The sequence below is a fragment of the Micromonospora sp. NPDC002296 genome (assembly GCF_040296145.1).
GTDB lineage: Bacteria > Actinomycetota > Actinomycetes > Mycobacteriales > Micromonosporaceae > Micromonospora.
The window spans coordinates 199,571-225,247 of sequence record NZ_JBEOWQ010000001.1 but is presented as its reverse complement, the minus strand read 5'-3'; the positions used below and the strand labels follow the sequence as shown (position 1 = coordinate 225,247).

The following is a 25,677-nucleotide window of genomic DNA, read 5'->3' as shown; positions in this document are numbered from 1 at the left end:
CAAGGGCGTTGATCAAGAGGTTTGCGTCAGAACGGGGCCGGCCGCACGACGCGATGACCTCGACACAGGCCCTAGCCAGGTGGGGTGGGGGTCAGGCGGGTGCGGGGGCCGGCGCGGAGGACGCCGGAGGGGAGCCTCTTGCCGAGCAGGCGCTCCGCCAGTTCGGCTGCCTCGATCAGGGCGTCCAGGTCGATTCCCGTGTCGATGCCCATGTCGTGCAGCATGTGCACCGCCTCCTCCGTGGCCAGGTTGCCGCTGGCCCCCGGGGCGTACGGGCAGCCGCCGAGGCCCCCGACGCTGGCGTCGAACTCGGTGATCCCGAGTTCCAGGGCGGTCAGCAGGTTCGCCAACGCGGTGCCCCGGGTGTTGTGGAAGTGCAGGAGCACGGGAACGTGCGCGTTGCGATCGCGTACGGCGGTCACCAACTCGCGGACCCGCCGGGGCGTACCCATGCCCGTGGTGTCGCCGAACGCGACCCGGTCCGCGCCGTCGCGGACCACCCGGTCGACGATTCCCGCGACCCGCCGGGGGTCCACGTCGCCCTCGTAGGGGCAGCCGAAGCTGGTCGCCACGATCACCTCGGCGGTCGCCCCGGCGCCGTGCAGCAGGTCGATCAGCTCCGCGATGTCGTCGAGCGACTCGTCGGTGGACCGGTTGACGTTGCGCCGGTTGTGCGTGTCGCTGGCCGAGACCACCACCTCGATCTCGGTGAACCCGGCCGCCAGGGCGCGCTGCGCGCCCCGGGTGTTCGGCACCAGCGCCGAGTAGCGCACCCCGGGGTCCTTCGCGACCCGCTGCCACACCTCGTCGGCGTCGGCCATCTGCGGAATGGCCTTCGGGTGCACGAACGACACCGCCTCGATCCGGCGTACCCCGGTGTGGGAGAGCGCGTCGACCAGCCGCACCTTGGCCTCGGTCGGGACCGGCTCCTCGTTCTGGAGCCCGTCGCGCGGCCCGACCTCGCGGATCGACACCGCCGCTGGCATCTGGCTCATGGTCACCTCGCTGTGACATCGGGTCGCCGGGGTGCCGTCGCGCCGCGCCGTCTCTCGTGAAGGCGGCCGACGGCCGACGCCCGGCCGACCGGTGGTTCCCCCCAGGGAACCAGAAGGCCGGCACCGGACGCCAGGCCGGGCCCGGCGGCATTCGCCGACCGGCAACGTACGGGCGAAGCCGGGGGCACAGGCCAGAGCCGGGGCACAGGCCAGAGCCGGGGGCGGGGACCCGAGCCGACGAGCGACACAGGCCGAAGGCGAGGCGCGGCGAGCCGGCGCGGGAGCCCGCGCCGGCTCACGCCCTCACCCACGCCTGCGGCCGGTCAGCGCCGCGCGGGCCCTTCTAGGAGTTCGGCGGCGCTGCGGAGCGTGGCCGAGAGGGCTCCGGCGCAGGCGACGGCCTCCTCCCCGCCCAGAGCCAGCGCCATTGCCATCGCCCCCTCCGTGAACAGGGACACCGACCGCAGGCACCGGGCCAGGCGACGACGGTCGAGGCGTGGAGGCACGCCATTGTTCGCTCTTCCTCTTCCCATTTCTCCATCCCGGTTACGCAAGATGCACCGATGGGATTTCCATCGGCAAAAATGCGCGTCCGATAAGCGCCGCCAGGCAGTTCGACGGCAGCCGGTCGCACGACGGGAACAACGACCGGTCACGGATGACCGCGCGGCGTTCTGGCCGGGCGGCAACCCGGCCGGGCGGCCAAAGTGGAGGCTGGGTCGCGGGCCCGCCGCAAGGGTTGTGTCGTAGGAGGTCCGAGCGGGCCTTCCCGACCGGAATCAGACCGTCCTACCCGGACAACCACCCGGCCAGAAAATGACCATGGGCACAGATCGAGGTATCCGTCGTTCGACCGGAAGGGGTACAAATACGGTTCCCGAGTCAGGCAGCTCTGAGAAAGGTCCGGCCATGACCTCCGACACCAGCACGTCACCCTCGCCCCGGGAATGGCATCGGCGGCACTGGCTCGTCTCGCGTGAGCGACTGGCTGATGAGTACGAGTCCCGGTACGGATCCACGGCGGTGTCCGCGTACGGGCTGGCGGTGCGCGACCTCGTCGAGGGCTGCCCGGGGATCGGGGCGGTCGACACCTGGAGCAGGCTGGCCGAGCGGATCTGCCGGAACAAGCCCGCCCGCGACCGGGACGCCTGGCGCAAGCGACTCTCGCGGCACTTCACGGCCGAGACGAAAGGGCCCCCGTGGCAGACCGTCGTCCTGGTCGTCGAGTGCATCGTCGCGGAGGCCGAGCGGGAGGACACGCTCGGCCACTTCGAGCGGCTCTACGAGGCGGCCCGGGGTGAGCGCCCGCCGTCGGGTCACCGGACGGCCGACCCGGCGCACCCCGACGCCCTCGACCCGGAGGCGGACGCCGACCGGCCCGACGAGCGCACCCGCACCACAATCGCCCACCTGCTCCGCGAGAACGCCTCGCTGCGGCAGCGGCTGGCCGCCAGCCAGGCCGAGAACGAGCTGCTACGACACGCCCTCAGCACACCGGCCCGGCGGCCGGTCCGGGACGGCTCCCGGCACCGCCCGCTCGGTGGCCAGGCCCGACCGGAGGACGTGCCGCGGCAACGGGCATCCGTGCCGCCCCTCGGGGCGCCCCGAGGAGGCTGGAACCCCGGCCGGTTCTCCGCCCCGCCCGCGGCCGGGAACCCCCCCGCCACCCCGGCCCCGACCAACGACGCCCCGGCCGGTCGACACCGGTCGCCCATGCTCGATCAGGTGTGGGCCACGCCCCGCCCCACCGGCCCGCTCCCCGCCGCGTACCAGGTCGGCCCGCTCCCGCACGCCCCCGGCGGTGTCCGTCGGGGTTGATCGGGCGGCGCTCGGGCTTGCGTTCGAGGGCAGCGGACCGGCGGGCCGGAACGGTCAGCGCATCCGGCCGACGATGCCGGTGTCGTAGTCGCCGGAGAGGAACTCCTCGTTCTCCAGGAGCTCGGCGTGGAACGGGAGGTTGCATTTGGGGCCGGCGATTTCGAAGGCCGCCACTGCCGCCCGGGCCCGCTCGACGGCCTCCGCCCGGTCGCTGCCGCTGACGATCAGCTTGGCCATCAGGCTGTCGTAGAACGGGGTCACCGTGTTGCCGGCGACGTAACCGGAGTCGACCCGCACCCCCTCGCCCGCCGGCTCGTTCCAGGTCCTGATCACGCCCGGGCCGGGGAGGAACCGCTTCGGGTCCTCGGCGTTGATCCGCAGCTCGATGGCGTGCCCGCGCGGGACGAGCGCGTCCGGGTCGAACGTCGGGGCGAGGCCGGAGGCCACCCGGAGCTGCTCCTCGACCAGGTCGACGCCGTAGACGTACTCGGTGACCGGGTGCTCGACCTGGAGCCGCGTGTTCATCTCCAGGAAGAAGAACTCCCCCGTCGCGGGGTCGAGCAGACACTCGACGGTGCCCGCGTTGCGGTAGCCGACCGCCTCGCCCGCGCGCACCGCGGCGGCGAGGATGCGCTCGCGCAGCTCCGGCGAGACCGCCGGGGACGGGGACTCCTCGACCAGCTTCTGGTTACGCCGCTGCACCGAGCACTCCCGCTCGCCGAGCGCCACCACCCGGCCGTCGGCCAGGCCGAGGATCTGCACCTCGACGTGGCGTACCCGGGGGAAGTACCGCTCGATCAGCACCGAGCCGTCGCCGAACATCCGCTCGGCGAACGCGCGCACCTTGTCGTACTCGGTGCGCAGCCCGGCCTCGTCGGTGGCCACGCCCATGCCCATGCCGCCGCCGCCGGCCGCCGCCTTGACCATCACCGGGTAGCCGATCCCGGTGGCGGCGGCGACCGCCGCGTCCACGTCGGCCGCCGGGTCGGTGGTGCCCGGCGCGACCGGGACCCCGGCCGCGGCCATCAGGTTCCGGGCGTTGATCTTGTCGCCCATCGCGGTGATCGCGTCCGCGCCGGGCCCGACCCAGACCAGCCCGCCGGCCTCGACGGTACGGGCGAACTCGGCGTTCTCCGACAGGAAGCCGTAGCCGGGGTGGATCGCCTGCGCGCCGGTCGACTTGGCGGCGGCGAGGATCGCCTCGACGTTGCGGTAGCTCTGGGCCGGGTTGGCCGGGCCGACACAGACCGCCTCATCGGCCTCGGTGACGAACGGCAGGTCGGCGTCGGCCTCGGAGTGCACCGCGATCGCGCGGATCCCGAGCCGCCTCGCGGTACGGATGACCCGGCGGGCGATCTCGCCCCGGTTGGCGACCAGCAGCGACTCGATCATGTTCTCCTCCAGCGTCCAAAAGATGGGACGGAGGCAAGGAAACCACGAGTGACCCGTCGCCCACGAGTCGAGCCCGTAGCCGGGAGGGTTTCAGGGAGGACGCTGACGACGCGCCCGACGTCCCGCCCCAGGTCCTCGCCGCCGTTGGCGCCAGGGCCGGTGTCGAAGTCGCTCCGCCTCGGCTCGGCATCGCACCCGTGTCGTCCCGCTTCGGCAACGAACCAGACCCCCGGCGTATGCCGAGGGCCTGCGGGTTGAAGGGCGTATGGGTTGAAGGGCCTGCGGGTTGAGCGGGGTCAGCCGACGCGCTTCGCCAGATCGACGAAGCCGCGCCACACGGCCGGCGGAAAGGAGAGCGTTCCGCCGTCGCGGTCCTTCGTGTCACGGACGAGGACGACGCCGGGCAGATTGTCGGCGACCTCGACGCAGTTACCGCCGTTGTTTCCGCTCTTCGTGCTCTTACGCCACTGGGCACCGGTCATGTCCATGATGCTGCCGCCTTCTTGATGAGGTCCAGGGAGGCCACCCGAGGTAGCGCTTCACCTACAATGCGCGCCCATCGCCGCTCCACGGTAGCAATATCGACCTGATCGGTGATGATCTGTGCATTGATCTGCCCGTCTATGTGCACCACCCGTGCCCCGTCGGGCATCTCGGCCAGGGTGAAAGGCCCGCCCATGCCGGGGTACATGGGGGTGCCTGCCGGTACCACGTGGACCTGCAACGCCACGGACGACACCTACCGACTCGGCGGCCGCCCCGACCCCGCCGCGATGCACACCCGGTTCCTCGGCTGGCTGTCCCCGGCGCGCCGGCCACGCCGTACCGAGCGCCGCTGAGCGCCCACCCTGGGCCTGTTTCCTTCCCCCGTGGAAGGGTGGTTACCGGGGCGGATATCTGCGTTGGGGCTGCGCCGGATGACGCAATGTTCAGGCTGACGCGTCCGCCGAGGCAGCTCCCCCGGGTGGGGGCTCAGGCAGCCGTCTCGGTCAGCAGGGCGGCCAGGGTGGCGGCGCGCAGCAGGGCGGCGCGGCGCCGCCGGTCCACCTCACCGCCGAGGAACGGTGTCGAGTTCATCAGGCCGAACGCCGCGTGCGCCAGCACCCGCGCCTCGCCGGCGGGCTGCCCCGGGTGCAGTGCGGTCAGCACGGTCACCCACTCCTCGACGTACAGCCGCTGGAGCCGGCGGATGCGGCGACGCGGCTCGTCCGGCAGCCGGTCCAGCTCGTGCAGGTGAAGCGCGATCACGGCCGGATTGGCGAGCGCGAACTCGACGTGGAAGTCGATCAGCGACTCCAGCGTGCCGCCCGGGTCGTCCGGGTGGCCGGCGGCCCGCTCCCGCCCGCCGTCGAGCAGCCCTTCGCTGACCGGGACCAGCGCGGCGACCAGCATCGCCTCCTTGCCGGCGAAGTGGTGGTAGAGGGCGGGGCCGGTGACGCCGGCGGCGGCGCCGATGTCGTCCATCGAAACGCCGTGATAGCCCCGCGCGGCGAAGAGCCCGACCGCGATCTCCAGGATCTCGTCCCGCCGGGACCGTCGCCGACCCGTACCCGTCACGCCGCCCGCCGTCCCCCGTGCCCGCTGCTCCACGCTCACCGGGCAAGCCTAGACCCGCCCCCGGACGGGGTGGGGCTCGGTTACCCGTCGGTCGCCGGTCAGTCCTCCTCGTCGTCGGTCAGCCCGTGCTTTGCGCGGACCGCCGCCGCCTCGTCCGGGCGGCCCAGCTCGTCGAGCACCCCGGCCAGCAGCCAGGCGGCCCGGGCCGCCGACCGGGAGCCGGGAGGCAGCCCGCCCAGCACCTCGCGCAGCAGCGGCTCGGCCTCGCCGGGTCGGCCGGCGTGCGCCAGCGTCTCGCCGGTGAGCAGCTCCGCCCGGGCCGCCTCGCCGAAGGCCTCGATCGACCGCAACCGGGCCGGGACCCCGGCCAACCGGTCCAGCGCCTCGTCCGTTCGGCCGGCGCCGGCCAGCACCCGGGCCGCAGCCTCGGCGGCCAGCGCCACCTCGTACGTCACCACCGGCGGTTGCTCCGGCTGACCGGTCAGCGCGGTCGCGAGCCCGTCGCAGACCTCGATCGCGCGGACCGCCGCCGGCCCGTCGCCCGCCCAGAAGAGCGCGTCCACCTCCCGGCGACGGGCGCGCAGCTCGTCGACCGGGGCCCCGGCCAGCCGGTAAGCCGTCGCGGCCTCGGCGAACCGCTGCCCGGCCAACGCGTCCCGGTCGGCGTCGTAGAGCAGGCCGCCGGCCTCCTCCAGAACCTGCGCCCGGTGCGGCAGGTTGTCCGGCCCGTCGAGGTTGCGGGCCAGCAGGGCCAGCAGGGCCAGCGCCGGTTCCAGCTCGCCCAGGTCGACGTAGATCCCGACCAGCAGATGCCGGCAGCGGTCCGCCTCGGCCTGGGCCCCGAGCCGGTCCAGCCCGAGCACCGCCTCCTCGGCCACCTCGGCCGCCTCCGCGGGCCGCCCGGCGACCCGGTACGCGTTCGCCAGCTCCCAGCGCAGGAAGGCGTCCCCCTCGGCGCCCTGTTCCACGCAGAGGGTCACCGCCTCGGCGAAGTCCTCCACCGCCTCGGCCGCCCGCTGCGCGGCCAGCAGCGCCCGGGCCCGGAACACCCGGACCGGGAGCCGAGCGCCCGGCGGGGCGGTGCGCAGCGCCTCGTCGCAGGCCGCCACCGTCTCGGCGGTGTCGTCCACCGCCCGGGCGTACGCGAGCGCGGCTGCGGTGACCAGCTCGCCGACGCCCACCTCCCGGGCCAGCCGGCGGGCCTTCCCGGCCGCCGACCGGAACTCCTCGGGCCGATCCAGCTCCTCCAGCACGTGCGCGCGGTGCAGCGCCGCGCGGGCGGCCAACCACGGATCGTCGTACGCCTCGGCGGCGGCCCGGTCCGCGGCGGCCAGCGCCTCGGCCCAGCGTTCGAGGTGCGCCAACGCCAGCGCGAGCCGGTCGTGCGCGGCGGCCCGCTCCCGGGCGTCGGCGTGCGTGGCGAGGAAGTCGGCGGCCTCCCGGACCAGCGCCAGCCCTTCCTCGGCCTCCCCGCTCATGCAGAGCAGCACCCCGAGCCGGCCGGCCACCACCTGCGCCCGGAGCTGGTCGCCCAGCTCCCGGTACGCGGTCAGCGCCGCCCGGCTCGCGTCCCGCGCCGCCTCCGGGCCGTCGGTCTCGGTCAGCTCGCCCGCCCGCAGCTCCAGCCGGCGGGCAGCCGTCCGGGGCGACGCCTCGGCGGCGCCGAACCGCTCGTCGTACGCGGCCAGCGCGGCGACCAGCCCCGACCGGCGGTGGGTGCGCAGGCACTCGTCGGCCAGGTCGAGCAGCTCGTCGGCGGTGGCGTCGGCCGGGACGGCCGGCTCCTCGGCCGGGGACGTCGCCTGCTGCGGGGACCGGGTCGGGTCTGCCGGGCGGCGGCGCAGGCTGGCCGAGAGCGGCAGGTGCTCCCCGGCGGGTCCGGTGGCCAGCCGCCGGGCGATCCGCTCCGACTGGTGCGAGGTGCCGTTGCGGGCGTCGAACCGGGCGGCCAGCGCCGTCGCCGTGTCGGTCAGCTCGGCGGCCAGCGCGGCGGCGGACACCTCACCCGCCGGCCGGTCGCCGGCCGCCCGACGGTGCAGCGTGACGTCGCCGGCCCCGGCGGCCCGGCGCAGCGCGGCGGCGGCCGCCGCCGCGAAGTGCATCGCGGCGGCCGGGGTGGGCGCCCGGTCCAGCCAGTCCAGGTGCCGCTCGACGATCTCCACGGCCCGGGCCTCGTTGCCGGTCAGCGTGCAGAACTCGACGTGGTCCCCGATGTCCCACAGGTCCGACAGGTTGCCCCGCAGCCGCCGGTACGCCTCCCGGTGCGCGTCCCGGGCCGCGTCGCCCCGCCCCGTGCGCAGGTACGGCACGAGCAGCGCGGTGAGGATCGCCTGCGGCTGCTCCGTGCAGGTCAGCCGGCCGGCGAGGACCGGCTCGGCCAGCGCCACCGCCTCGTCGTGCCGCCCGACGTGGGCGAGATGGGCGACCTGGGTGGTGGGGTCGCAGCCGGCGCAGTCGGACAGCTCGTCGCGCGGGGCGGTCAGCCACTCCCGGTACCACCGCTCGGCGGCCTCGACGTCGCCCACGTGGTCGGCGACCAGGTAGCGGTGCTTGTGCACTGCCTGGAGGCTGTGCCCGGCGTCCCGGTACCGGCGTTCCATGTCGTCGAGCACCGCGTACGTGCGGTCCAGCGGCAGCTCGGGGAACTTCAGCATGGCGTTGATCATGTATTTGAAGTGCCAGAGGAGCTGGTGGGCGTAGCCCTGGTGGTACGGCTGGGGATCGCGGTCGAACTCGGCCAGGCACCAGGAGAAGGTGACGAAGGACTTGCCCGGCTCACCGCCGTAGACGTACCCGGTGGTGGCCTGCATCCGGACGGCGAACGCCAGGTGCCGGTCGTCCCCGGCGTCGGCCCGGCGCAGCAGCTGCTCCAGGGCGGCCGTCCGCCCCGCCCCGTACGGCATGTCGGTGGTCCCGTGCAGCATCCGCCACAGGTCGTCCTCGCTCATCGCGGCCTCACTCCCGACCCGGTACGGCCCGGCCGAGCAGGCCGAGGAAGGAACTGTTCAGCAGCGCGGCGTCGGCAGCGCGGATGGGATGGTGCCCGAGCAGCAGGGCCTGCCCGTACAGCGCCTCGACGGCGAGCCCGACCAGCTCCGGGTCGTCGAGGGTGGTGACCCGGCGGACCAGCGGGTTGCGGTGGTTGAGCACGAGTTGCGGGCGGTCCGGCGGGGCGGACGCGGCGAGCGCGTCGAGCACCCCGCCCCACAGCTCGTCGGCCCGGTCCCGGGTCGCGGCAAGCTGGTCGTTGAACGCCGCCGACCGGCTGACCAGGTAGAGCGCCGGCAGTGACACCGGGTCGTACGCCCGGATCACCACCTCGCAGCCGAGCCGTTCCAGGGCCCGCTGCGCCCCGGCGAGCAACGGCCGCAGGGCCAGCTCCACCTGCGGTTCGAGGGCGTCGAAGCGGGTGGTCAGGTCGCTTGGCTCCAGCCGTTCGATGAGCACCGACCGGTCCACCGTCGGCAGCCGCTCGATCAGCTCGGTGTCGTACGTGTAGCCGGCGTTGACCACCGCCAGGTCCTGCGCGGCGGCGACGGCGGCGAGCTGGCGGAACTCGTCCAGGCCGGCGGCGTACCGGATCAGGCCGTGCTGCTGGCGGAACTCCGCCAGGGTGAGCGTGCCGACGTTGGTGTCCATCGGCCACCACTGGTCGACCAGGCGGAGCATCTCGTCGTCGTGCAGGGCGAGCGCCTTGACCCCCAGGTGGTGCACCTGGAGGAACTCGGCGAGCCGGCGCGGGTCGTGCCGGGCCAGCCGGACCAGCCAGCCGCGCACCTGCGTGCCCAGCGCCTCCCGGGTCGCGGTCAGCAGGGTGTCCTCGTAGAGCGCCTCGCGGCTGGCGGTGGGGCGCAGCTCGCTGGCGTCCACCACGCAGTGGGCGAAGAACGCCCAGTCGGGCAGCAGACCGTCGGCGTGCTCGGTGAGCAGCATCCGCTTCAGGTACACCCGGTGGCCGGCGCGGGCGGCCGGGTTCACCGGGGTCGGCAGGATGAACGCGACGCCGGTCAGCCCCGCCTCCGGCACCGACAGCGGCACCACGTCGAACGGGTCGACGCCGAGGTGCTGCCGGGCGTACCGGAGCAGGGCCGGGCGGTCGGCGGGCGTACCGGGCGCGGTCGGCCAGGGTGGGTCCCCGGCGGTGGTGACCACGTCGCCGACCCGGACGGTGACCGGGAGCAGCGAGCCGTAGAGCCGGGCCAGGTCGGCCACCGTCGCGGTGGTGAACCACTGGCCGGCGTCGCGGCGCGGCACCAGGGTCACGGTCGTCCCCGGCTCGGCCCGCCGCTGCCCGGCGGGGGCGGTCGTGACGGCGTACCGGCCGTCGGAGTACCCGGTCCAGAGCACCGTCGGCTCGTCGGCGTGCCGGGTGACCACCCGGATCTCGTCGGCGACCAGGAAGCAGGAGAGCAGCCCGATGCCGAACTGGCCGAGGAACTCGTGGCGGGAGAAGCCCAGCTCGTCCCGCTTCGAGCTGCGGCCGATGGTGGCCAGCAGCTCGTGCACCTGCGCCTCGGTGAGCCCGATGCCGGTGTCGTGCACCCGCAGCGTGCCGTCGCCGGTCAGCTCGGGCGGCTCGATGCGGACCAACGCCGGGGCGTCGGGCTCGGTGGCCCGGCGCGCGGTGATCGCGTCCACCGCGTTCTGCATGAGCTCACGGACGTAAACCCGTGGGCTGCCATAGAGATGGTGACTGAGCAGGTCGACCACGCCTCGGAGGTCGACCTGGAAGGTGCGGTCCACGCCTGCTGCTCCCCGGTCCGGTGCCGGCGCTCACCGTACCGGTGATCACCGACGGCCGGCTGCCCCCCGTACGCCGGAACGGGAACCGCCGGTCAGCCGGCGAGGCCGCCCGGCTGGTCGCCCCGCACGACGGGGGCCCGGACCAGGTTTCCCCACTCGGTCCACGAGCCGTCGTAGTTGCGCACCTGCGGATAGCCGAGCAGGTGGCGCAGCACGAACCAGGTGTGGCTGGACCGTTCCCCGATCCGGCAGTACGCCACCACGTCGTCGGCCGGGCTCAGCCCGAGCTGGTCGGCGTACAGAACGCGCAGCTCGTCGGCGGACCTGAACGTGCCGTCGTCGTTCGCGGCGGCCTTCCACGGCTTGTTCACCGCGCCCGGGATGTGCCCGCCGCGCAGCGCGCCCTCCTGCGGATAGTCCGGCATGTGCAGCATCTCGCCGGTGTACTCGCCGGGCGAGCGAACGTCGACCAGCGGCCGGCCGGCGGCCACGTGCGCCATCACCTGCTCCCGGTACGCCCGGATCGGCGCGTCGTCGCGCTGCGGCACCGGGTACTCGGCGCGGGGCCGGGTCACCCTGTCCCGGGTCAGCTCGCGCCCCTCGGCGGCCCACTTCTGCCGGCCGCCGTCGAGCAGCCGCACGTCGGCGTGCCCGAAGAGGGAGAAGACCCAGAGCGCGTACGCGGCCCACCAGTTGAAGTTGTCGCCGTAGAAGACGACGGTGTCGTCGCGGCCGATGCCCTTGGCGGCACACAGCTCGGCGAAGCTCTCCGCGTCCAGGTAGTCCCGGGTCACCTGGTCGTTCAGCTCGGTGTGCCAGTCGACCTTCACGGCACCCTGGATGTGCCCGGTGTCGTAGAGCAGCACGTCCTCGTCGGACTCGACCACCACCAGCCCCTCGTCACCCAGGTGCTCGGCCAGCCACTCGGTGGTGACCAGCCGCTGCGGGTCGGCGTACGACTGGAGGCGCGGGTCGGGATCGCTCGGCACAGGCATGAGTCCCAAAGTACGCCGGTTCTCCGTGCGCCGTTTCATGATCGTCTGTCGTTGAGCGGCAGCGGCCCGGCGTGTCGTGCCGGTATCCAGCAGACGATCATGGCGAGCCACGCGGGCGCCGGGCCACGCGGGCCGAGGACGGTCAGGCGCGGCGGTGCACGAGCCGGCCGGCCACCACCGTGGCGAGGCAGGTGCCGTCGTCGGCGAAGACGGCCAGGTCGGCCCGTCCGCCGACGGCCAGCGCGGGCGGCCGTACCCGATCGAGGACCGCGACGTCGCCGCGGACCGCCGCCGCCCGCAGCTCCGGGTCGGTGAGGTACGCGGCCGGGACCGCCGCCACCCCGGACCGGAACAGCACGTGCACCCGCTCGCGCGGGGTGGGGGCGGCCGGCAGCGGCCCGTCGTGCACCAGCGCCGGCCCGAGGGTCCCGGCCCACCGCCGCACCCGCACCCCGGGGTACGCGGCCAGCAACTCGTCCAGCGGCGCGACCGCCTCGATCCGGCTCCCGGACACCAGCACGGCCCCGCCGGGCATCGGCGGGTCGTCGAGGGTGCGCCGCAGCAGCCGCGCGGCGTGCAGGGTGGGCACGTCAGTCGGCGAACGGGCCGAGTCGGGGCCGCTTCGCGGTGACCGTGTCCCCGGACGACCGGCCGGTCAGTCGGCGCTTGATCCACGGGGCGAGGTGCCGGCCCGCCCAACGGAGGTCGGCGGCGCGGGCAGCCAGCCAGGGCGTCGGCGCGGGGTGCGGCGGAACCAGGAGCCACTCCTCGTCGCAACCGACCCCGAGCGCGGTCAACACCTGCGCGGCGACCCGCCGGTGCCCGGCCGCCGACAGGTGCAGCCGGTCTGTGCTCCACAACATCGGGTTGAGGAACGTGTCGTCGGCGTACAGGTCGACCAGGATCGCGCCGTGCCGCTCGGCGGTCGCCCCGACCGCCTGGTTGAGCAGTTGGACCCGGGGGGCGACCAGGCGCTGGCCGGGCAGCCGGGCCATCACATCGGCGAACCGGAACAGCACCACGTCCGCGCCGCCCGAGCGCAGTCGGGCGACCACGTCGTCGAAGCGGGCCGCCAGGGCGTCGGGGTCGAAGGTGCGGCGCAGCACGTCGTTGCCGCCGGCCGCGAAGCTGATCAGGTCGGACTTCATCGCCAGCGCGGCCGGTACCTGCTCGGCCACGACGTTGGGGAAGAGCCGGCCCCGGATCGCCAGGTTCGCGTACCGGAAGTCGGGGCCGGCCCCGGCCGCCAGCCGGGTGGCCACCAGGTCCGCCCAGCCGCGGTAGGTGCCGTCCGGGTACGCGTCATCCATGCCCTCGGTGAAGCTGTCCCCCACCGCCACGAAACTGCGCCAGCGCACGCCGCCTCCCGCACTCCTCGGATCGCCCAGCGACGATCAGTCTGGCACTGCCGTCGGGATCGGCGGCACCGGACCGGGGCCGGCGTGTCCCATCTCCCATGCCTGGATCACCGGTGACCCGTCGGCGGGTCGACCACCCCTCTCCGGTACGGCCCCCAGGCGACGAAGCGCTCGAACAGCTCCCGTCGCGTCGGGCCGTCGTGCGGGTTCAGCCGGAACAGGGCATGGGTCGCCTCGTGGCACAGGCCGGACAGGTAGACGGCCAGGTCCACAGGGCTGGCGTCGTACTCGATCCGCAGGAGCAGCCGCGCGCTACCAGCCCACTCTGATTCCCGGGCTGCTCCAGACCGAGAACTACGCTCGCGCCATGATCCGCGCGGACGACATGCTCGGTGAGGACGAGGTGGAGAAGCGGCCTTCATCGAGTACGCAAAGCGCTGCTGACCAGCGGCATGACAATGCCGCGTGATCGGCGTGGCACCGATGAATCGCACCGCCTGAATTGGATCGCCTCCTCTCCCGCACCGGGCGTACGCTGCGCTGATGCTGCTGCGCATGTCGACCCTGCTACTCCGGACCCTGCGCGAGGACCCGGCGGACGCGGAGGTGCCGAGCCACCGGCTCCTGCTGCGAGCCGGCTACGTCCGCCGCGCCGCGCCGGGCGGCTACACGTGGCTGCCGCTGGGCAAGCTGGTGCTGGACCGGGTGACCGAGGTCGTCCGGCAGGAGATGACCGCAATCGGCGACCAGGAGGTGCACTTCCCGGCGCTGCTGCCGGCCGCGCCCTACCACACCAGCGGCCGGTGGACGGAGTACGGCGACGACATCTTCACCCTGGCCGACCGTAAAGGCGCCCAGCACCTGCTCGCCCCGACCCACGAGGAGCTGGCCGCGCTGCTGGTGAAAGACTTGTTCACCTCCTACCGGGACTTTCCGGTGACGCTGTTCCAGATCCAGACGAAGTTCCGCGACGAGGCCCGCCCCAGGGCGGGGCTGCTGCGCGGGCGCGAGTTCCTCATGAAGGACGCGTACTCGTTCGACCTGGACGACGCGGGCCTCCAGGCAGCGTACGACCGGCACCGGGCGGCGTACCAGCGGATCTTCGACCGGCTCGGGCTCGACCACACGGTGGTGCACGCGACGTCCGGGGCGATGGGCGGGTCGACGTCGGAGGAGTTCCTGGCCGCCACCCCGGTAGGCGAGGACACCTTCGTCGGCTGCACCGCCTGCGCCCACGCCGCCAACACCGAGGCGGTCGTGACCCGAGCCCCGGCCGCCGGCGACCCGTCCGCGCATCCGGCGTCAGCCGTGCACGACACCCCGGAGACCCCGACCATCGCCGCGCTGGTCGAGCTGGCCAACACCCGCCGGCTCGCCGACCGCGCAGACTGGACGGCCGCCGACACCCTGAAGAACGTCGTGCTGACCGTCCGCCGGCCGGGCGCAGACAAGGCCGAGCTGCTGGCGATTGGCCTGCCCGGCGACCGCGAGGTGGACCTGAAGCGGGTGACGGCGGCGCTCGCCCCGGCCACCGTGGCAGTCTTCGACGGCTGGGCCGACCACCCGGAGCTGGTACGTGGGTACATCGGCCCGCAGTTGCTCGGCAAGCTGGGGGTCCGATATCTCGTCGACCCCCGGGTAGCCGTCGGCACCGCCTGGCTGACCGGCGCCAACGAGCCGGGCCGGCACGCCACCGACGTGAGCTGCGGCCGGGACTTCACCCCGGACGGCACGATCGAGGCGGCCGAGGTGCGCCCGGGCGACCCCTGCCCGGCCTGCGACACCGGGACCCTGACGATGCGGCGGGGCATCGAGATCGGGCACATCTTCCAGCTCGGCCGCCGGTACACCGACGCGTTCGCCGTCGATGTACTCGGCCCGGCCGGCAAGCCGGTCCGCCCCACCATGGGCTGCTACGGCATCGGGGTGTCCCGGGCGGTCGCCGCGATCGCCGAACAGCACCACGACGACCGAGGGCTGGTCTGGCCGGCGGCGGTCGCGCCGTGCGACGTACACGTGGTGGCCGCCGGGAAGGGGCCGCAGCTCGACGCGGCGCTCGACCTCGGCGGACGCCTCGCCGCCGCCGGGCTGCGGGTGCTGGTCGACGACCGCACCCACGTCTCGGCCGGGGTGAAGTTCACTGATGCCGAGCTGATCGGCGTCCCACGCGCCGTCGTGGTCGGCCGCCGTCTCGCCGACGGGTACGTCGAGCTGCGCGACCGGGCCACCGGCGAGCGGGCCGAACTGCCGATGGAAGGGCTGGTCGACCGGCTGCGGGACGAGGCGCTGTGCGCCCGGGGAGAGCTGGTGTGGCAGCGACCGCAGTCAGAGATGGTGTGACGGTTGTCGAACTGGGTACTGGTCTCCGAATCGGCACAGGTGTGTATTCGGAGGCTCTCATGACCGGTTACCGGGTCAGCGACGTAATGACCAAGCAGGTGGTCTACCTGTCCGCGGAGACCACCCTGGACGAGGCGGCCAGGGTGATGCAGGAGGCGGACATCGGGGACGTGGTGGTCACCGACGGGGCCAGCCTCGCCGGCATGCTGACCGACCGCGACATCGTGGTCCGGGCGGTGGCCGAGCGCAGCGATCCGGCCAGCACCACCATCGGCTCGATCGTCACCCGGGAGGTGGTGATGATCGAGCAGCACGCGACCGCCGGGGAGGCGGCCTCGCTGATGCGCGAGCGCGGCGTCCGCCGCATCCTCGTCTGCGACAACGAGCGCAAGCTCGTCGGCATCGTCTCCCTCGGCGACCTCGCCATGCAGCTCGACCCCAACTCCGCCCTCAGCGACATCAGCGAGCAGGCCCCGACCCGTTGACGGGGGTGGTCCCCGTCGACGCCTGCGGCGGCGGAGGGGCCACCTCTGCGACATCGGTAACCTGACTGGATGCCCGAGATGCCGACCAAGCTGGCCGAGATCGTCGACGAGTTCGCCTCCGCGCCCCGCGACGTGGTGCTGGAGATGTTGCTGGAGTACGCCGACGTCATCCCTCCGCTGCCCGAGGAACTGGCCGGCCGGGAGGGGATGGAGCAGGTCCCTGAGTGTCAGACGGCGTTCTTCCTGCGCGCCGAGGTCGCGCCGGACGGCACGGTGACCACCTGGTTCGACTGCCCGCCGGAGGCGCCGACCACCCGCGCCTTCGCGGGCATCCTCGCTGAGGGGTTGGCCGGGCTGAGCGCCGAGGAGGTGCTCGCCGTGCCGGACGACCTCTACCAGCGGATGGGGCTGGCCCAGGCGATCAGCCCGCTGCGGGTCCGGGGCGGCACGGCGATCCTGGCCCGGCTCAAGCGCCAGGTCCGGGAGCAGACCGTCGCCTGACGCCGCGAACCCGACCGCCCCGGAGCGGGGACGACCGCGATCCGGAGCGGGTCGGCTCCGTCGAGGGACGGTGCCGGAGGGCCGTCCGGCCCGTTTCGCGTCACGTCCGGGAACAGCCACGCCGGCCTGCGGGTTGTCCCTGGTCATGGAGATCGAGATCTACGCCGACGTGGCCTGCCCCTGGTGCTACATCGGCAAGCGCAGGTTGGAGCAGGCCCTGGAGTCGTACGACGGCGAGGTGACGGTCCGGTACCGGCCGTTCCAGCTCGACCCGTCGCCGGTGCCGACCCCGCAGCCCCTCCTAACGGGGCTGGCCGCGAAGTTCGGCAGCCGGGAACGCGTCGAGCAGATGTTCACCCAGGTGACCGGCGTCGCGGCGGACGTGGGGCTGCGGCTGGACTTCGACCGGGCGGTTGCCGCCAACACCTTCGACGCCCACCGGCTCGTCTGGTACGCCACTCGGCGGGGCCTCGCCGCCGAGACCGTGGACGCCCTGTACCGGGCCCACTTCACCGACGGCGTGGATGTCGGATCGCGCGTGGCGCTGGCCCGGCTCGCCGCCGGGGTGGGTCTCGACGAGGCCGAGGTGCGGGCGTTCCTCGACTCCGGGGAGGGGGCGTCGGAGGTCGCCGCCGAACTGGCCGCCGCGCGGGAACTGGGCGTGACCAGCGTCCCGACGTTCGTGCTGGCCGGGAAGTACGCGGTCACGGGGGCCCAGGAGCCGCAGACCCTGCTGGCAGCCCTGGCCGAGGTGGAGCAGCGCGAGTCGAGCGCCCACTGAACATCGAAGATCACGATGTTTCACGTGCAACAACATCGACGTAGTTAAAACTCACGCCGGCTTGGCCAGGCCCTCCACCGCCCGCGCGCCGGGCAACGCGCCGAGGGCCGGCCCCGGCAGTGCGATCTTGCTGTGCCGCACGCCCGAGCCGATGATGACGTGCGGGGCGGCGATCACCCGCGCATCGACCAGGATCGGCCAGTCCGCGGGCAGCCCGATCGGGGTGATCCCGCCGTACTCCATCCCGGTCGCCTCGACCGCGTCGGCCATCGGGGCGAAGCTCGCCTTGCGCACGTCGAGCATCCGGCGAGCCATCCCGTTCACGTCCACGCGCGTCGTGGCGAGCACGACGCAGGCGGCGTACCGAATTTCGCCCTCGCGCCGGCCCGCGATCACCACGCAGTTCGCCGACACGTCCAGCCCCACCTCGTACGCGGCACAGAACGCGGCGGTGTCGGCGAGGCCCGCGTCGATCGGCGCCACCAGCACGTCGTCGACGTCCACCGGGGCGTCGGCGGACCACTGCCCGATCGCGGCGGCCACCGGGGGCGCCAGCAGGTCGAGTCGGTTCCGGGCGGGCTCGGTCTTCAGTGTCCCCATCACAGGTGGATCCTCGCACCATGGCCGCCACGCGCTCGCGAAGGCCCGCCGCGGGTCGGCCCGACCCACTCAACCCGGTCGGGACGGACGGCCCGTCAGCCGTTGGCGATGAACGGGTTGTCCCGGACGAACGTCCGGTCCCCGGCGGCGGCGACCTCCTCGGCGCGGAGCAGGCCGGGCCGGCGGGCCTCCAGGTCCTCGAAGGCGTGCCGGACGGCGATCCGGATCACCCCGTAGAGGAACACGAATCCGCAGACGTAAAGGGTCACGGTGGTGACGAGAACCAGCATGGGGCCACCGTAGGCAGCCGGCGAACGAGTGGACTTCTCATCTCCGGCCGGTTCCCCCGTACGTGTCGGCCAGGTGGTCGACCCAGCTCCGGGTGCCCGTCCGGGTCGCGGTGGAGCGGCTCCGTCAGCCGGCCAGCCTGGCCGGATCCGGAACCACCCGACCGGCGAGGAGGACACCCAACGTGGCCAGGGCGGCGGCCAGCACGAGAACGGTGGTGTAGCTGCCCGGGCCCGGCGCCGACCCGACCGCGAGTACCGCGCCGGTCAGCGCCAGCACCGACGCCGCGAACAGCGAGTCGCCCAGTTGCAGGGAGGAACTGTTGCGCCCCTGCTCACCTGGGGCCGACAGCTCCAGGGTGAGCACCGACAGCGACGGGTACAGGAGCCCCATCCCGAGCCCGGCGACTGCCCAGCCGAGCACTCCGACCGGCAGCGGCACCGCCGGCCACACCGCGAACGCCACCGTGACCGTCCCGACGGCGATGCAGACCAGCCCGGCCCGTACGAGGAGGGCCGGCGAACCGGGCACGGGCAGCCGCGCCCGACCCCCGCTCCCCGGGGCGCTCCCCGGGGCGGGCAGCCGGCCCTGCAACCAGGACCCGGCCGACCAGGAGAGCGCCCCGACGGTGAGCAGCAGGCCCGCCTCGGTCGGCGACAGCCCGCGCTCCCGGGAGAGCATCAGCGGGATCACCATCTCCGCGCTGGCGAACGCGGCGGAGGCCAGACCGCGCAACCCGATCACCGTCGGCAGGCCCCGGCCCGCCCGCAGGAAGCCGGCCGGCAGCAGACGCGGGGCGCAGCACAGCAGGCCGGCCAGCGCCGCCGCCACCAGGCCGACCGCCGACGCGCCGCGCTGCTGCCCCCCGTAGTGCAGCAGCGCGGCGCTCACCCCCGCCCCACAGGCCCAACCGACCCGGGCCGCCGCGCCCGTGGCCAGCCGGACGGTGGGCGAGACGACGGCCCGCAGGCCCGGCTGGATGAGCAGCGCCGCCGGCATCGCCACCGCCGGCACCGCCAGGAAGACCCAGCGCCAGCCGAAATGCTCGACGATCAGCCCGGCCAGCGCCGGCCCGACCAGCGACGGTACGACCCAGGCCGCAGCGAACGCGGCGAAGATCCGCCGGTGCAGCGCCTCCGGGTATGCCCGCCCCACCACCACGTACAACGCCACCGAGAGCAGGCCGGAGCCGAATCCCTGCACCAATCGACCCGCCACCAGCACGCCCATCGTCGACGCGGTACCGGCGAGCAGGAGCCCGGCGACGAACCAGCCCACCCCGTGCCACACCGGTGCCCGGGGGCCCCGCGCGTCGCACCAGATGCCGGAGACCACCATGGCCACCACGCCGGAGGCGAAGGGGCCGCCGAACGCCAGCCCGTACCAGGACAGCCCGTCGAGGTTGCGGGCGACCGTGGGCATCGCGGTGCCGACGGCGAGCGCCTCGAACGCGATCAGCGAGACCAGGGCCACCACGCCCACCGTCATGGACCGCAGGCGCGGGGCGAACAGGCGCTCCGGCGCGACCTGATCCGCGACCGCGGGGGTCACCGGCAACCGGCCGTACCGGACACCCGGTCCGGGGCCCGCCGTGACGCGTCCCGACGACGCCCACCCACCGGCAGCCCTCGGCCCGCCTGCTGCCTGAAAAGTTCCCACGACATGCGGCCAGCTTCCGCCCTGAACCCCGATTGAAGTCAAGTCGGAGGTGACCGGAGTCTCGGCGTGCACCGGGTCCCACCCGCGCTCCGATCCGTCCGCCGGCCGCGGAAACTTCCCCACCGACGGGGAATAACGGGCGCACTGGCGGGAAGGCAGCCCGCCGGGACCGAGCGTGGGAGGCGAAATGGGGCACGGCGGGGGCAACGGCGGCACCGGGGGCCCCGGCCGGCCGGTCTCCGGCCGTACCGCTCGATGACGTTGCTTGGCCGGGTGACCGGCCGCCTCCTGCCGTCGGTGGCGGTGCCGCACCTCGTCGGCGACGCGTCACGGGCAGTGCCGCACCTCGTCAGCGACGCGTCACGAGCCGTCCCGCACCTGGTCGGCGACGCGTCACGTACCGCCGGGGCCGCCGCGGCCCGGCTGGCCCGGCTGGCGGGCCTGACCCGACGCCGGGTCTGGTCCCGGCCCGGACGGCACCACATCGAGGTGCACGGCGTCTGCCAGGACGGCGGCGACGGGCTGGCGCGACAGGTGGAGCGGGAGCTGCAGCTGCTGCCCGGCGTGCGGTGGGCCAGGGTCAACGCCCCCTCGGGCAGGGTGGTGGTGGCGGTCGGGGAGCCGGAGCCGAGGCTGCGCGACCTGATCGCCACGATCGCCCGGTGCGAACGCACCTGCGAGCACGAACCGGACCCCGATATCCCCCCGCCGCACCCGCCGGAGGAGGGGCCGCGCACGCCCCGCACCCTCGGCGCGCTCGCCTCGGACGCGCTCGGCCTGACCCTGTCGGCGGCCACCCGGATCCTGCCGTTCACCCCGGTCCCGGCCGAGGTGGCCGGGGTGCTCGCCGCCGTCGACCTGCACCCGAAGCTGCACGCCCTGGCCGGTCGGGGGCTGCGCGCCGATCCCCGCGCCGAACTGCTCTTCCCGCTCGCGGAGGCCGTCGTCCAGGGACTGACCGGCGGCTGGACCGGGCTCGTGCTGGACGGCGCCCAGCGGATCGTGCGTTGGGGCGAGGCGCACGCCCAGCTCGTGGCCTGGACGAAGGCAGAGCCCCGGCTCACCGGCGACCCCGAGCGGGCCGTCGCCCGGGTGCCCACGGCCGAGCGGCCGAACCCGAAGCCGGACGGTCTCGTCGAGCGGTTCGCCCAACGGATGCTGGCTGCGGGGGCGGCGGCCGGCGCGGCGGCGGTGCCGGTCGTCGGCCCCAAACGGGCCGCCGCGGTGGCGCTGTCCAGCCTGCCCAAGGCCCCGGGCAGCGGCCGTGAGGGGTACGCGGCCCAGCTCGGCCGGATGCTCGCCCGACGTGGCGTGATCGCGATGGATCGCAGCGTGCTGCGGGAACTGGACCGGATCGACACGGTGGTGTTGGACGCGGCGGTGCTCGGCTCGAACCGGGGGGTACTGGCCGATCTGGCCCCGCTGTCCGGGGCGGACACCGCACAGGTGGCGGCCCGCGCCTTCGCCCTCTTCGACCCGGCCGCTCCGGACCGGGTGCGGGAGGCGGACGGGTGGCGGCTCGGACCGCTGGACGAGCTCGACGCCACCGACCCGGGCGACACCGACGACAGCCGGCGGATGCGGGCGGACGGTGGCAACCTGCTCGGCCTCGCCGAGGGGGACCGCCTGGCCGCCCTGCTCCGGGTGGAGCCCGAACCCGCCCCGGGCGTGGACGCGCTGCCGACCGCCTCCCGCCGGGCCGGCCTGCGTCTGGTGGTGGCCGGCGACGACGACGGCCGGTACGCCTTCGCCGACGCCGTGCTGCCCGGCGGCGCCCGGATCGCCGAGACCGTCCGCCGGTTGCAGAGCGAGGGCGCGATGGTGATGCTGCTCTCCTCCGACCGGGCGGCGCTGGGCGCGGCCGACTGCGGGCTGGGGCTGGCCGGCCCGGAGGACCTGCCGCCCTGGGGCGCGCACCTGCTGGTCGGCACCGACCCGCGGATCGCCGCGCTGATCATCGAGGCGGCCGGGGTGGCCCGCCGAATGACCGAACAGAACATCCGGCTGTCCATGGCCGGCACCGGCCTGGCCGCGCTGGGGGCGTTCACGGCCGAGCCCCGGCGGCTGCCGAGACTGCCGCTGAACACCGTCAACGGGACCGCCGCCCTGGCCTTCCTGCACGGGGTGTGGCGGGCGGGTCGGTTGCCGGACCGCGCCGACTCCCCGGTCCCGGCCGTGACCGCCTGGCACCTCATGCCGGCCGACGCCGTGCTCCGCCAGCTCGACACCGGCGTCGAGGGGCTGGACTCCGCCGAGGCGGAGCGCCGCCGAGGCGACGCGACCGGCGAGGGAACCGGGCCGTCCGGGCTGCTCCGCGCCTTCGTCGACGAGCTGGCCAACCCGCTCACGCCGGTGCTCGCCGCCGGCGCGGTGCTCTCCGCGAGCTTCGGCTCGCTGGTCGACGCGGCCCTCGTCGGCGGGGTGGTGACCGGATCGGCCCTGGTCGGCGCGGTGCACCAGCGCAACACCGAACGGTCGCTGGCCGAGCTGCTGTCCCGCTCGGCGGTCACCGCCCGGGTCCGCCGGGACGGCGAGGAAAGGCCGGTGCCCGCGGACGACCTGGTCCCGGGGGACGTGATCGTGCTCGGGCCCGGCGACGCCGTACCGGCGGACTGCCGGGTGCTGGCGACGGACGGACTGGAGGCCGACGAGTCGTCGCTGACCGGCGAGTCGCTGCCGGTGGGGAAGACCGCCGACCCGGTGGTCGCCGCCGCCGTCGCGGACCGGCGCTCCATGCTGTACGAGGGCACCACGATCGCCACCGGTCACGGCACCGCCGTGGTGGTGGCCACCGGCGCGGGCACCGAGGCCGGCCGGAGCCTGGCGCTGGCCCGGCAGTCGCCCCCGGCCAGCGGGGTGGAGGCCCGGCTCGGCCGGCTGACGAGCTCGGCGATCCCGCTGGCCGCCGGCTCCGCGGTGGCGGTGGCCGGGGTGGGCCTGCTACGCGGCGTACCCCTGGCGGAGACGGCGGCGACCGCCGCGAACCTGGCCGTCGCCTCGGTGCCGGAGGGGCTGCCGTTCCTCGTCAGCGCCGCCCAGCTCGCCGCGGCCCGACGGCTGGCCGAGCACGGCGCGCTGGTCCGCAACCCGCGCACGATCGAGGCGCTGGGCCGCGTCGACGTGCTCTGCTTCGACAAGACCGGCACTCTCACCGAGGGCCGGTTGCTGCTCGCCGGCGTGGGCGACGGCGGCGGCACCCGGTACGCCCCGCCGGACCGGCTGGACGATCCGCTGCGGCTGACCCTGGCCGCCGCGCTGCGGGCCACCCCGGCCGGAGACCCGGACGAGCTGCCACAGCAGACCGACCGGGCGGTCCGCCGGGGGGCGGGGGTGGCGGGGGTCGACGAGCTGGTCGGCGCGGACGGCTGGCGGGCGGCGGGCGGGCTGCCGTTCGAGCCGTCCCGCGGCTACCACGCCACGGTCGGCAGAACCGGCGACGGCCTGCTGCTCAGCGTCAAAGGCGCGCCGGAGACCGTGGTGCCGCGGTGCGCCGATCGGCGTACCGCCGACGGCGGCGACGCACCGCTGGACGACGCAGGCCGGGACGAGCTGCATCGGATGCTCGCCGACCGGGCCGGTGCCGGGCACCGCATCCTGGCCGTCGCCGAGCGGCGGGTAGCCGGGGAGACCGTCACCGACGAGCAGGTCGACGGCCTGGTCTTCGTCGGTTTCCTGGCGCTCGCCGACGGGGTACGCGAGTCCGCCGCGCCCGCCGTCCGCCGGATCCGACAGGCCGGGGTGCACACCATCATGATCACCGGTGACCATCCGGCGACTGCCTCGGCGATCGCGTCGACCATCAGCCCCGACCACGGCGAGCAGCGGGTGACCACCGGCACGGAGCTGGACCGGCTCGACGATGACGCGCTCGCCGAGCTGCTCACCCGTACCGACGTGGTGGCCCGCTGCACCCCCGCCCACAAGGTCCGGATCATTCAGGCGCTGCAGAAGTGCGGCCGGACCGTGGCGATGACCGGGGACGGTGCCAACGACGCCCCGGCGATCCGGCTGGCCGACGTCGGCATCGCCCTCGGCCAGCGCGGCACCCCCGCCGCGCGGGCCGCCGCCGACCTGGTGGTGACCGACGACCGGCTGGAGACGATCATCGCCACCCTGGTCGAGGGGCGGGCCATGTGGTCGTCGGTCCGGCACGCGCTGAGCATCCTGGTCGGCGGCAACCTCGGCGAGATCGCGTTCAGCGTGCTGAGCGCGGCCCGCACCGGCCGTTCGGCGCTCACCGGACGGCAACTGCTCCTGGTCAACCTGCTCACCGACCTGGCGCCGGCGCTGGCCATCGCGGTCCGGCCGCCCGCCTCCGACCACGCCGACCACCTGCTGCGGGAGGGCCCGGACACCTCGCTCGGCGCGACCCTCGACCGGGAGATCGCGCTGCGGGCGGCGTCCACCACGCTGGGCGCGACGGTGGGCTGGACGCTCGCCCGGCACACCGGACGGCAGCGCCGGGCGGGTACGGTCGCGCTCGCCTCGCTGATCGGCACCCAGCTCGGGCAGACCGTGCTCGCGGGCGGGACCAGCCCGACGGTGCTCGCCTCGACCGCCGCGTCGGTCGGGGTGCTGGTCTTCGTGGTGCAGACCCCCGGGGTCAGCCACTTCTTCGGCTGTACCCCGCTCGGGCCGGTCGGCTGGGGCATCGCCGCCGGCTCGGCGCTCGGCGCCACCCTCGCCAACGGTGCCCTCACCCGCCTGCTCAACCGCGAGGAGGGCTCCCCGGCCGACACCGAAGGAGCGGACGTGCCCGGTGGCGAGGGGGCTCCCTCCGACAGGTGAGGGCGGTCGTACCGAGCCCGTCAGCCGACCCGCCTGAGGCAGTGCAGCCGGCCCCGCCGGGTCAGCCGCCCTGGTGCCAGGTCGCGGCCGCCCGACCCAGCCGGTCGTTGATCGCCCGACCCACGCCGACATCCGGAACCCGCTCGGCGACGATCTCGGTCACCCCGGCCGCGTCGAGCCGGTGCAGCGCGTCGAAGAGCCGGGCCGCCGCCACCGTCAGGTCCCCCGCAGGCGACAGCACCTCGACCGCCACCCAGTCGCCTTCCGCCGGGCGCTCCCGGAAGGCCAGCAGCGCCCGCCGGGCACCGTCGCCGGCCGCCGACTCCGCCGCCCCGACCATCCGCAACGGGGTACGCGGGGCGTAGTGCGCGGCCAACGTGCCGGGCGCCACCGGCTGGCCGGAGCTGCCCGACCGTACGGTCACCGGGCCGACCGCCTCGACCAGGGCCTCCACCGGCAGCGCGCCGAGCCGGAGCACCACCGGACGCTCGCCCCGGGCGTCCACGATGGTGGACTCGATCCCGCACCGGGTGGGCCCGCCGTCGAGCACCACGTCCACCGCCGCGCCCAGACCGGCCACCACGTGCTCGGCGCGGGTGGGGCTGAGCTGGCCGAACCGGTTGGCGCTGGGCGCGGCCACCGGCACCCCGGCCGCGGCGATCAACGCCCGGGCGGACGGCTCGTCCGGCACCCGGACGGCCATCGTGTCCAGCCCCGACGTGACGATCGGCGGAATCACGGCGGGTCGGTCCACGATCAGCGTCAGCGGACCCGGCCAGAACCGCTCGGCCAGCGCCTCCACCATCGCCGGCACCCGTCCCACCAGCCCGGCCAGGTCAGCCGCGTCGGCCAGGTGGGTGATCAGCGGATCGAAGCTCGGCCGCTGCTTCGCCTCGAAGATCCGGGCCGCCGCACGGGCGTCGAGGGCGTTGGCGCCCAGCCCGTAGACGGTCTCGGTGGGGAACGCCACCAGCCCTCCGGCGCGCAGGACGCAGGCGGCTTCGGCGATGCCGCCCTCGGCGGGCAGGAGGCGTGGGGATCCGGTGCTCACGCCCCGACGCTAACCTGCCCGTCCCGAGGGCACGGCTGGTGGGTGCGTGCCCGCCCCCCGAGCCCCCCACCAGCCGCGGTTCCCGTTCCTTCGTCAGATGGTCGCCCCGCTGCGGGCGTGGATCGCGGCGGTTTCCGGTCTGGACGGCATCCTCAGCCCTGCCGGACAACCAGCACCAGGACGGCACCGACAGGTGACGAGGTGGCTGCCTTTTACTCCCCGGGCCCGCCCGGGGTTCCGCCACGCGCCCGGATCCGCCTGGTCCGCCGGGGGACGTGCTGCTGCATCCCCTCCTCGCCGCCCGGGCGCTGGACGTTGCGGTCCAC

General features: G+C 74.6%; 21 protein-coding genes. 6 read left to right on the top strand and 15 right to left on the bottom strand.

Features of this window, described 5'->3' with window-relative positions:
• Nucleotides 1-71: 71 nt before the first annotated feature.
• Nucleotides 72-995, bottom strand: a complete 924-nt coding sequence (locus ABT023_RS01050; protein WP_502890560.1) for a hydroxymethylglutaryl-CoA lyase — start codon at nt 993-995, stop codon at nt 72-74.
• A gap of 909 nt (nt 996-1,904) precedes the next feature.
• On the opposite strand from ABT023_RS01050, the gene ABT023_RS01045 reads away from it, so the two are divergent.
• Nucleotides 1,905-2,813: a hypothetical protein gene (locus tag ABT023_RS01045; RefSeq protein WP_350880316.1), complete on the top strand. Its 909-nt coding sequence runs from the start codon at nt 1,905-1,907 to the stop codon at nt 2,811-2,813.
• A gap of 54 nt (nt 2,814-2,867) precedes the next feature.
• On the opposite strand, the gene ABT023_RS01040 is transcribed toward ABT023_RS01045, so the two are convergent.
• The 10 genes from ABT023_RS01040 to ABT023_RS00995 all read right to left on the bottom strand — a co-directional run bounded on the left by ABT023_RS01040 (nt 2,868) and on the right by ABT023_RS00995 (nt 13,130).
• Nucleotides 2,868-4,205, bottom strand: a complete 1,338-nt coding sequence (locus ABT023_RS01040) for an acetyl-CoA carboxylase biotin carboxylase subunit (RefSeq protein WP_350880314.1) — start codon at nt 4,203-4,205, stop codon at nt 2,868-2,870.
• 296 nt (nt 4,206-4,501) lie between these two features.
• Nucleotides 4,502-4,687 (bottom strand): DUF397 domain-containing protein, encoded by a 186-nt coding sequence (locus ABT023_RS01035; RefSeq protein ID WP_350880312.1) that lies wholly within the window; start codon nt 4,685-4,687, stop codon nt 4,502-4,504.
• Nucleotides 4,684-4,935, bottom strand: a complete 252-nt coding sequence (locus ABT023_RS01030) for a Scr1 family TA system antitoxin-like transcriptional regulator (protein ID WP_350880310.1) — start codon at nt 4,933-4,935, stop codon at nt 4,684-4,686. Before ABT023_RS01030 ends, ABT023_RS01035 begins: the two co-directional genes overlap by 4 nt.
• A gap of 242 nt (nt 4,936-5,177) precedes the next feature.
• A complete protein-coding gene (locus ABT023_RS01025) occupies nt 5,178-5,801 on the bottom strand; it encodes a TetR/AcrR family transcriptional regulator (protein WP_350880308.1) in 624 nt (207 codons plus the stop codon).
• 59 nt (nt 5,802-5,860) lie between these two features.
• Complete coding sequence (locus tag ABT023_RS01020) at nt 5,861-8,710, bottom strand: hypothetical protein (protein WP_350880306.1); 2,850 nt, start codon at nt 8,708-8,710, stop codon at nt 5,861-5,863.
• 7 nt (nt 8,711-8,717) lie between these two features.
• Nucleotides 8,718-10,505 (bottom strand): HSP90 family protein, encoded by a 1,788-nt coding sequence (locus ABT023_RS01015; protein WP_350880304.1) that lies wholly within the window; start codon nt 10,503-10,505, stop codon nt 8,718-8,720.
• A 92-nt stretch (nt 10,506-10,597) separates the two neighbouring features.
• A complete protein-coding gene (locus ABT023_RS01010; RefSeq protein WP_350880302.1) occupies nt 10,598-11,500 on the bottom strand; it encodes a sulfurtransferase in 903 nt (300 codons plus the stop codon).
• 142 nt (nt 11,501-11,642) lie between these two features.
• A complete protein-coding gene (locus tag ABT023_RS01005; RefSeq protein WP_350880300.1) occupies nt 11,643-12,089 on the bottom strand; it encodes an imidazolonepropionase-like domain-containing protein in 447 nt (148 codons plus the stop codon).
• 1 nt (nt 12,090) lies between these two features.
• Nucleotides 12,091-12,858, bottom strand: coding sequence for an SGNH/GDSL hydrolase family protein (locus ABT023_RS01000; RefSeq protein ID WP_350880298.1), 768 nt, complete (start codon nt 12,856-12,858; stop codon nt 12,091-12,093).
• Between the two features lie 107 nt (nt 12,859-12,965).
• Complete coding sequence (locus ABT023_RS00995; RefSeq protein ID WP_502890566.1) at nt 12,966-13,130, bottom strand: hypothetical protein; 165 nt, start codon at nt 13,128-13,130, stop codon at nt 12,966-12,968.
• Between the two features lie 271 nt (nt 13,131-13,401).
• Here ABT023_RS00995 and ABT023_RS00985 point away from each other — a divergent pair, with 271 nt between their 5' ends.
• The 4 genes from ABT023_RS00985 (at nt 13,402) to ABT023_RS00970 (ending at nt 16,965) form a co-directional block, all read left to right on the top strand.
• Nucleotides 13,402-15,198, top strand: a complete 1,797-nt coding sequence (locus tag ABT023_RS00985) for a proline--tRNA ligase (protein ID WP_350880296.1) — start codon at nt 13,402-13,404, stop codon at nt 15,196-15,198.
• A 59-nt stretch (nt 15,199-15,257) separates the two neighbouring features.
• Nucleotides 15,258-15,683 (top strand): CBS domain-containing protein, encoded by a 426-nt coding sequence (locus ABT023_RS00980; RefSeq protein WP_350880294.1) that lies wholly within the window; start codon nt 15,258-15,260, stop codon nt 15,681-15,683.
• A gap of 69 nt (nt 15,684-15,752) precedes the next feature.
• Complete coding sequence (locus ABT023_RS00975; protein ID WP_350880292.1) at nt 15,753-16,184, top strand: SufE family protein; 432 nt, start codon at nt 15,753-15,755, stop codon at nt 16,182-16,184.
• A 145-nt stretch (nt 16,185-16,329) separates the two neighbouring features.
• Nucleotides 16,330-16,965, top strand: a complete 636-nt coding sequence (locus ABT023_RS00970; protein ID WP_350880291.1) for a DsbA family oxidoreductase — start codon at nt 16,330-16,332, stop codon at nt 16,963-16,965.
• Between the two features lie 51 nt (nt 16,966-17,016).
• On the opposite strand, the gene ABT023_RS00965 is transcribed toward ABT023_RS00970, so the two are convergent.
• The 3 genes from ABT023_RS00965 to ABT023_RS00955 all read right to left on the bottom strand — a co-directional run bounded on the left by ABT023_RS00965 (nt 17,017) and on the right by ABT023_RS00955 (nt 19,404).
• Complete coding sequence (locus ABT023_RS00965) at nt 17,017-17,565, bottom strand: YbaK/EbsC family protein (RefSeq protein WP_350880290.1); 549 nt, start codon at nt 17,563-17,565, stop codon at nt 17,017-17,019.
• 95 nt (nt 17,566-17,660) lie between these two features.
• Nucleotides 17,661-17,855: a hypothetical protein gene (locus ABT023_RS00960; RefSeq protein ID WP_350880288.1), complete on the bottom strand. Its 195-nt coding sequence runs from the start codon at nt 17,853-17,855 to the stop codon at nt 17,661-17,663.
• Between the two features lie 124 nt (nt 17,856-17,979).
• Entirely contained in the window at nt 17,980-19,404 is a 1,425-nt protein-coding gene (locus ABT023_RS00955) for an MFS transporter (protein ID WP_350880286.1), read from the bottom strand.
• Nucleotides 19,405-19,767: 363 nt separating this feature from the next.
• On the opposite strand from ABT023_RS00955, the gene ABT023_RS00950 reads away from it, so the two are divergent.
• A complete protein-coding gene (locus ABT023_RS00950; RefSeq protein ID WP_350880284.1) occupies nt 19,768-24,300 on the top strand; it encodes a cation-translocating P-type ATPase in 4,533 nt (1,510 codons plus the stop codon).
• A gap of 61 nt (nt 24,301-24,361) precedes the next feature.
• Here the strand turns inward: ABT023_RS00950 and ABT023_RS00945 are convergent, their stop codons facing one another.
• Nucleotides 24,362-25,327 carry an L-threonylcarbamoyladenylate synthase gene (locus ABT023_RS00945; protein ID WP_350880612.1) on the bottom strand — a complete coding sequence of 322 codons (966 nt, stop codon included), beginning with the start codon at nt 25,325-25,327 and terminating at the stop codon, nt 24,362-24,364.
• Nucleotides 25,328-25,677: the final 350 nt, after the last annotated feature.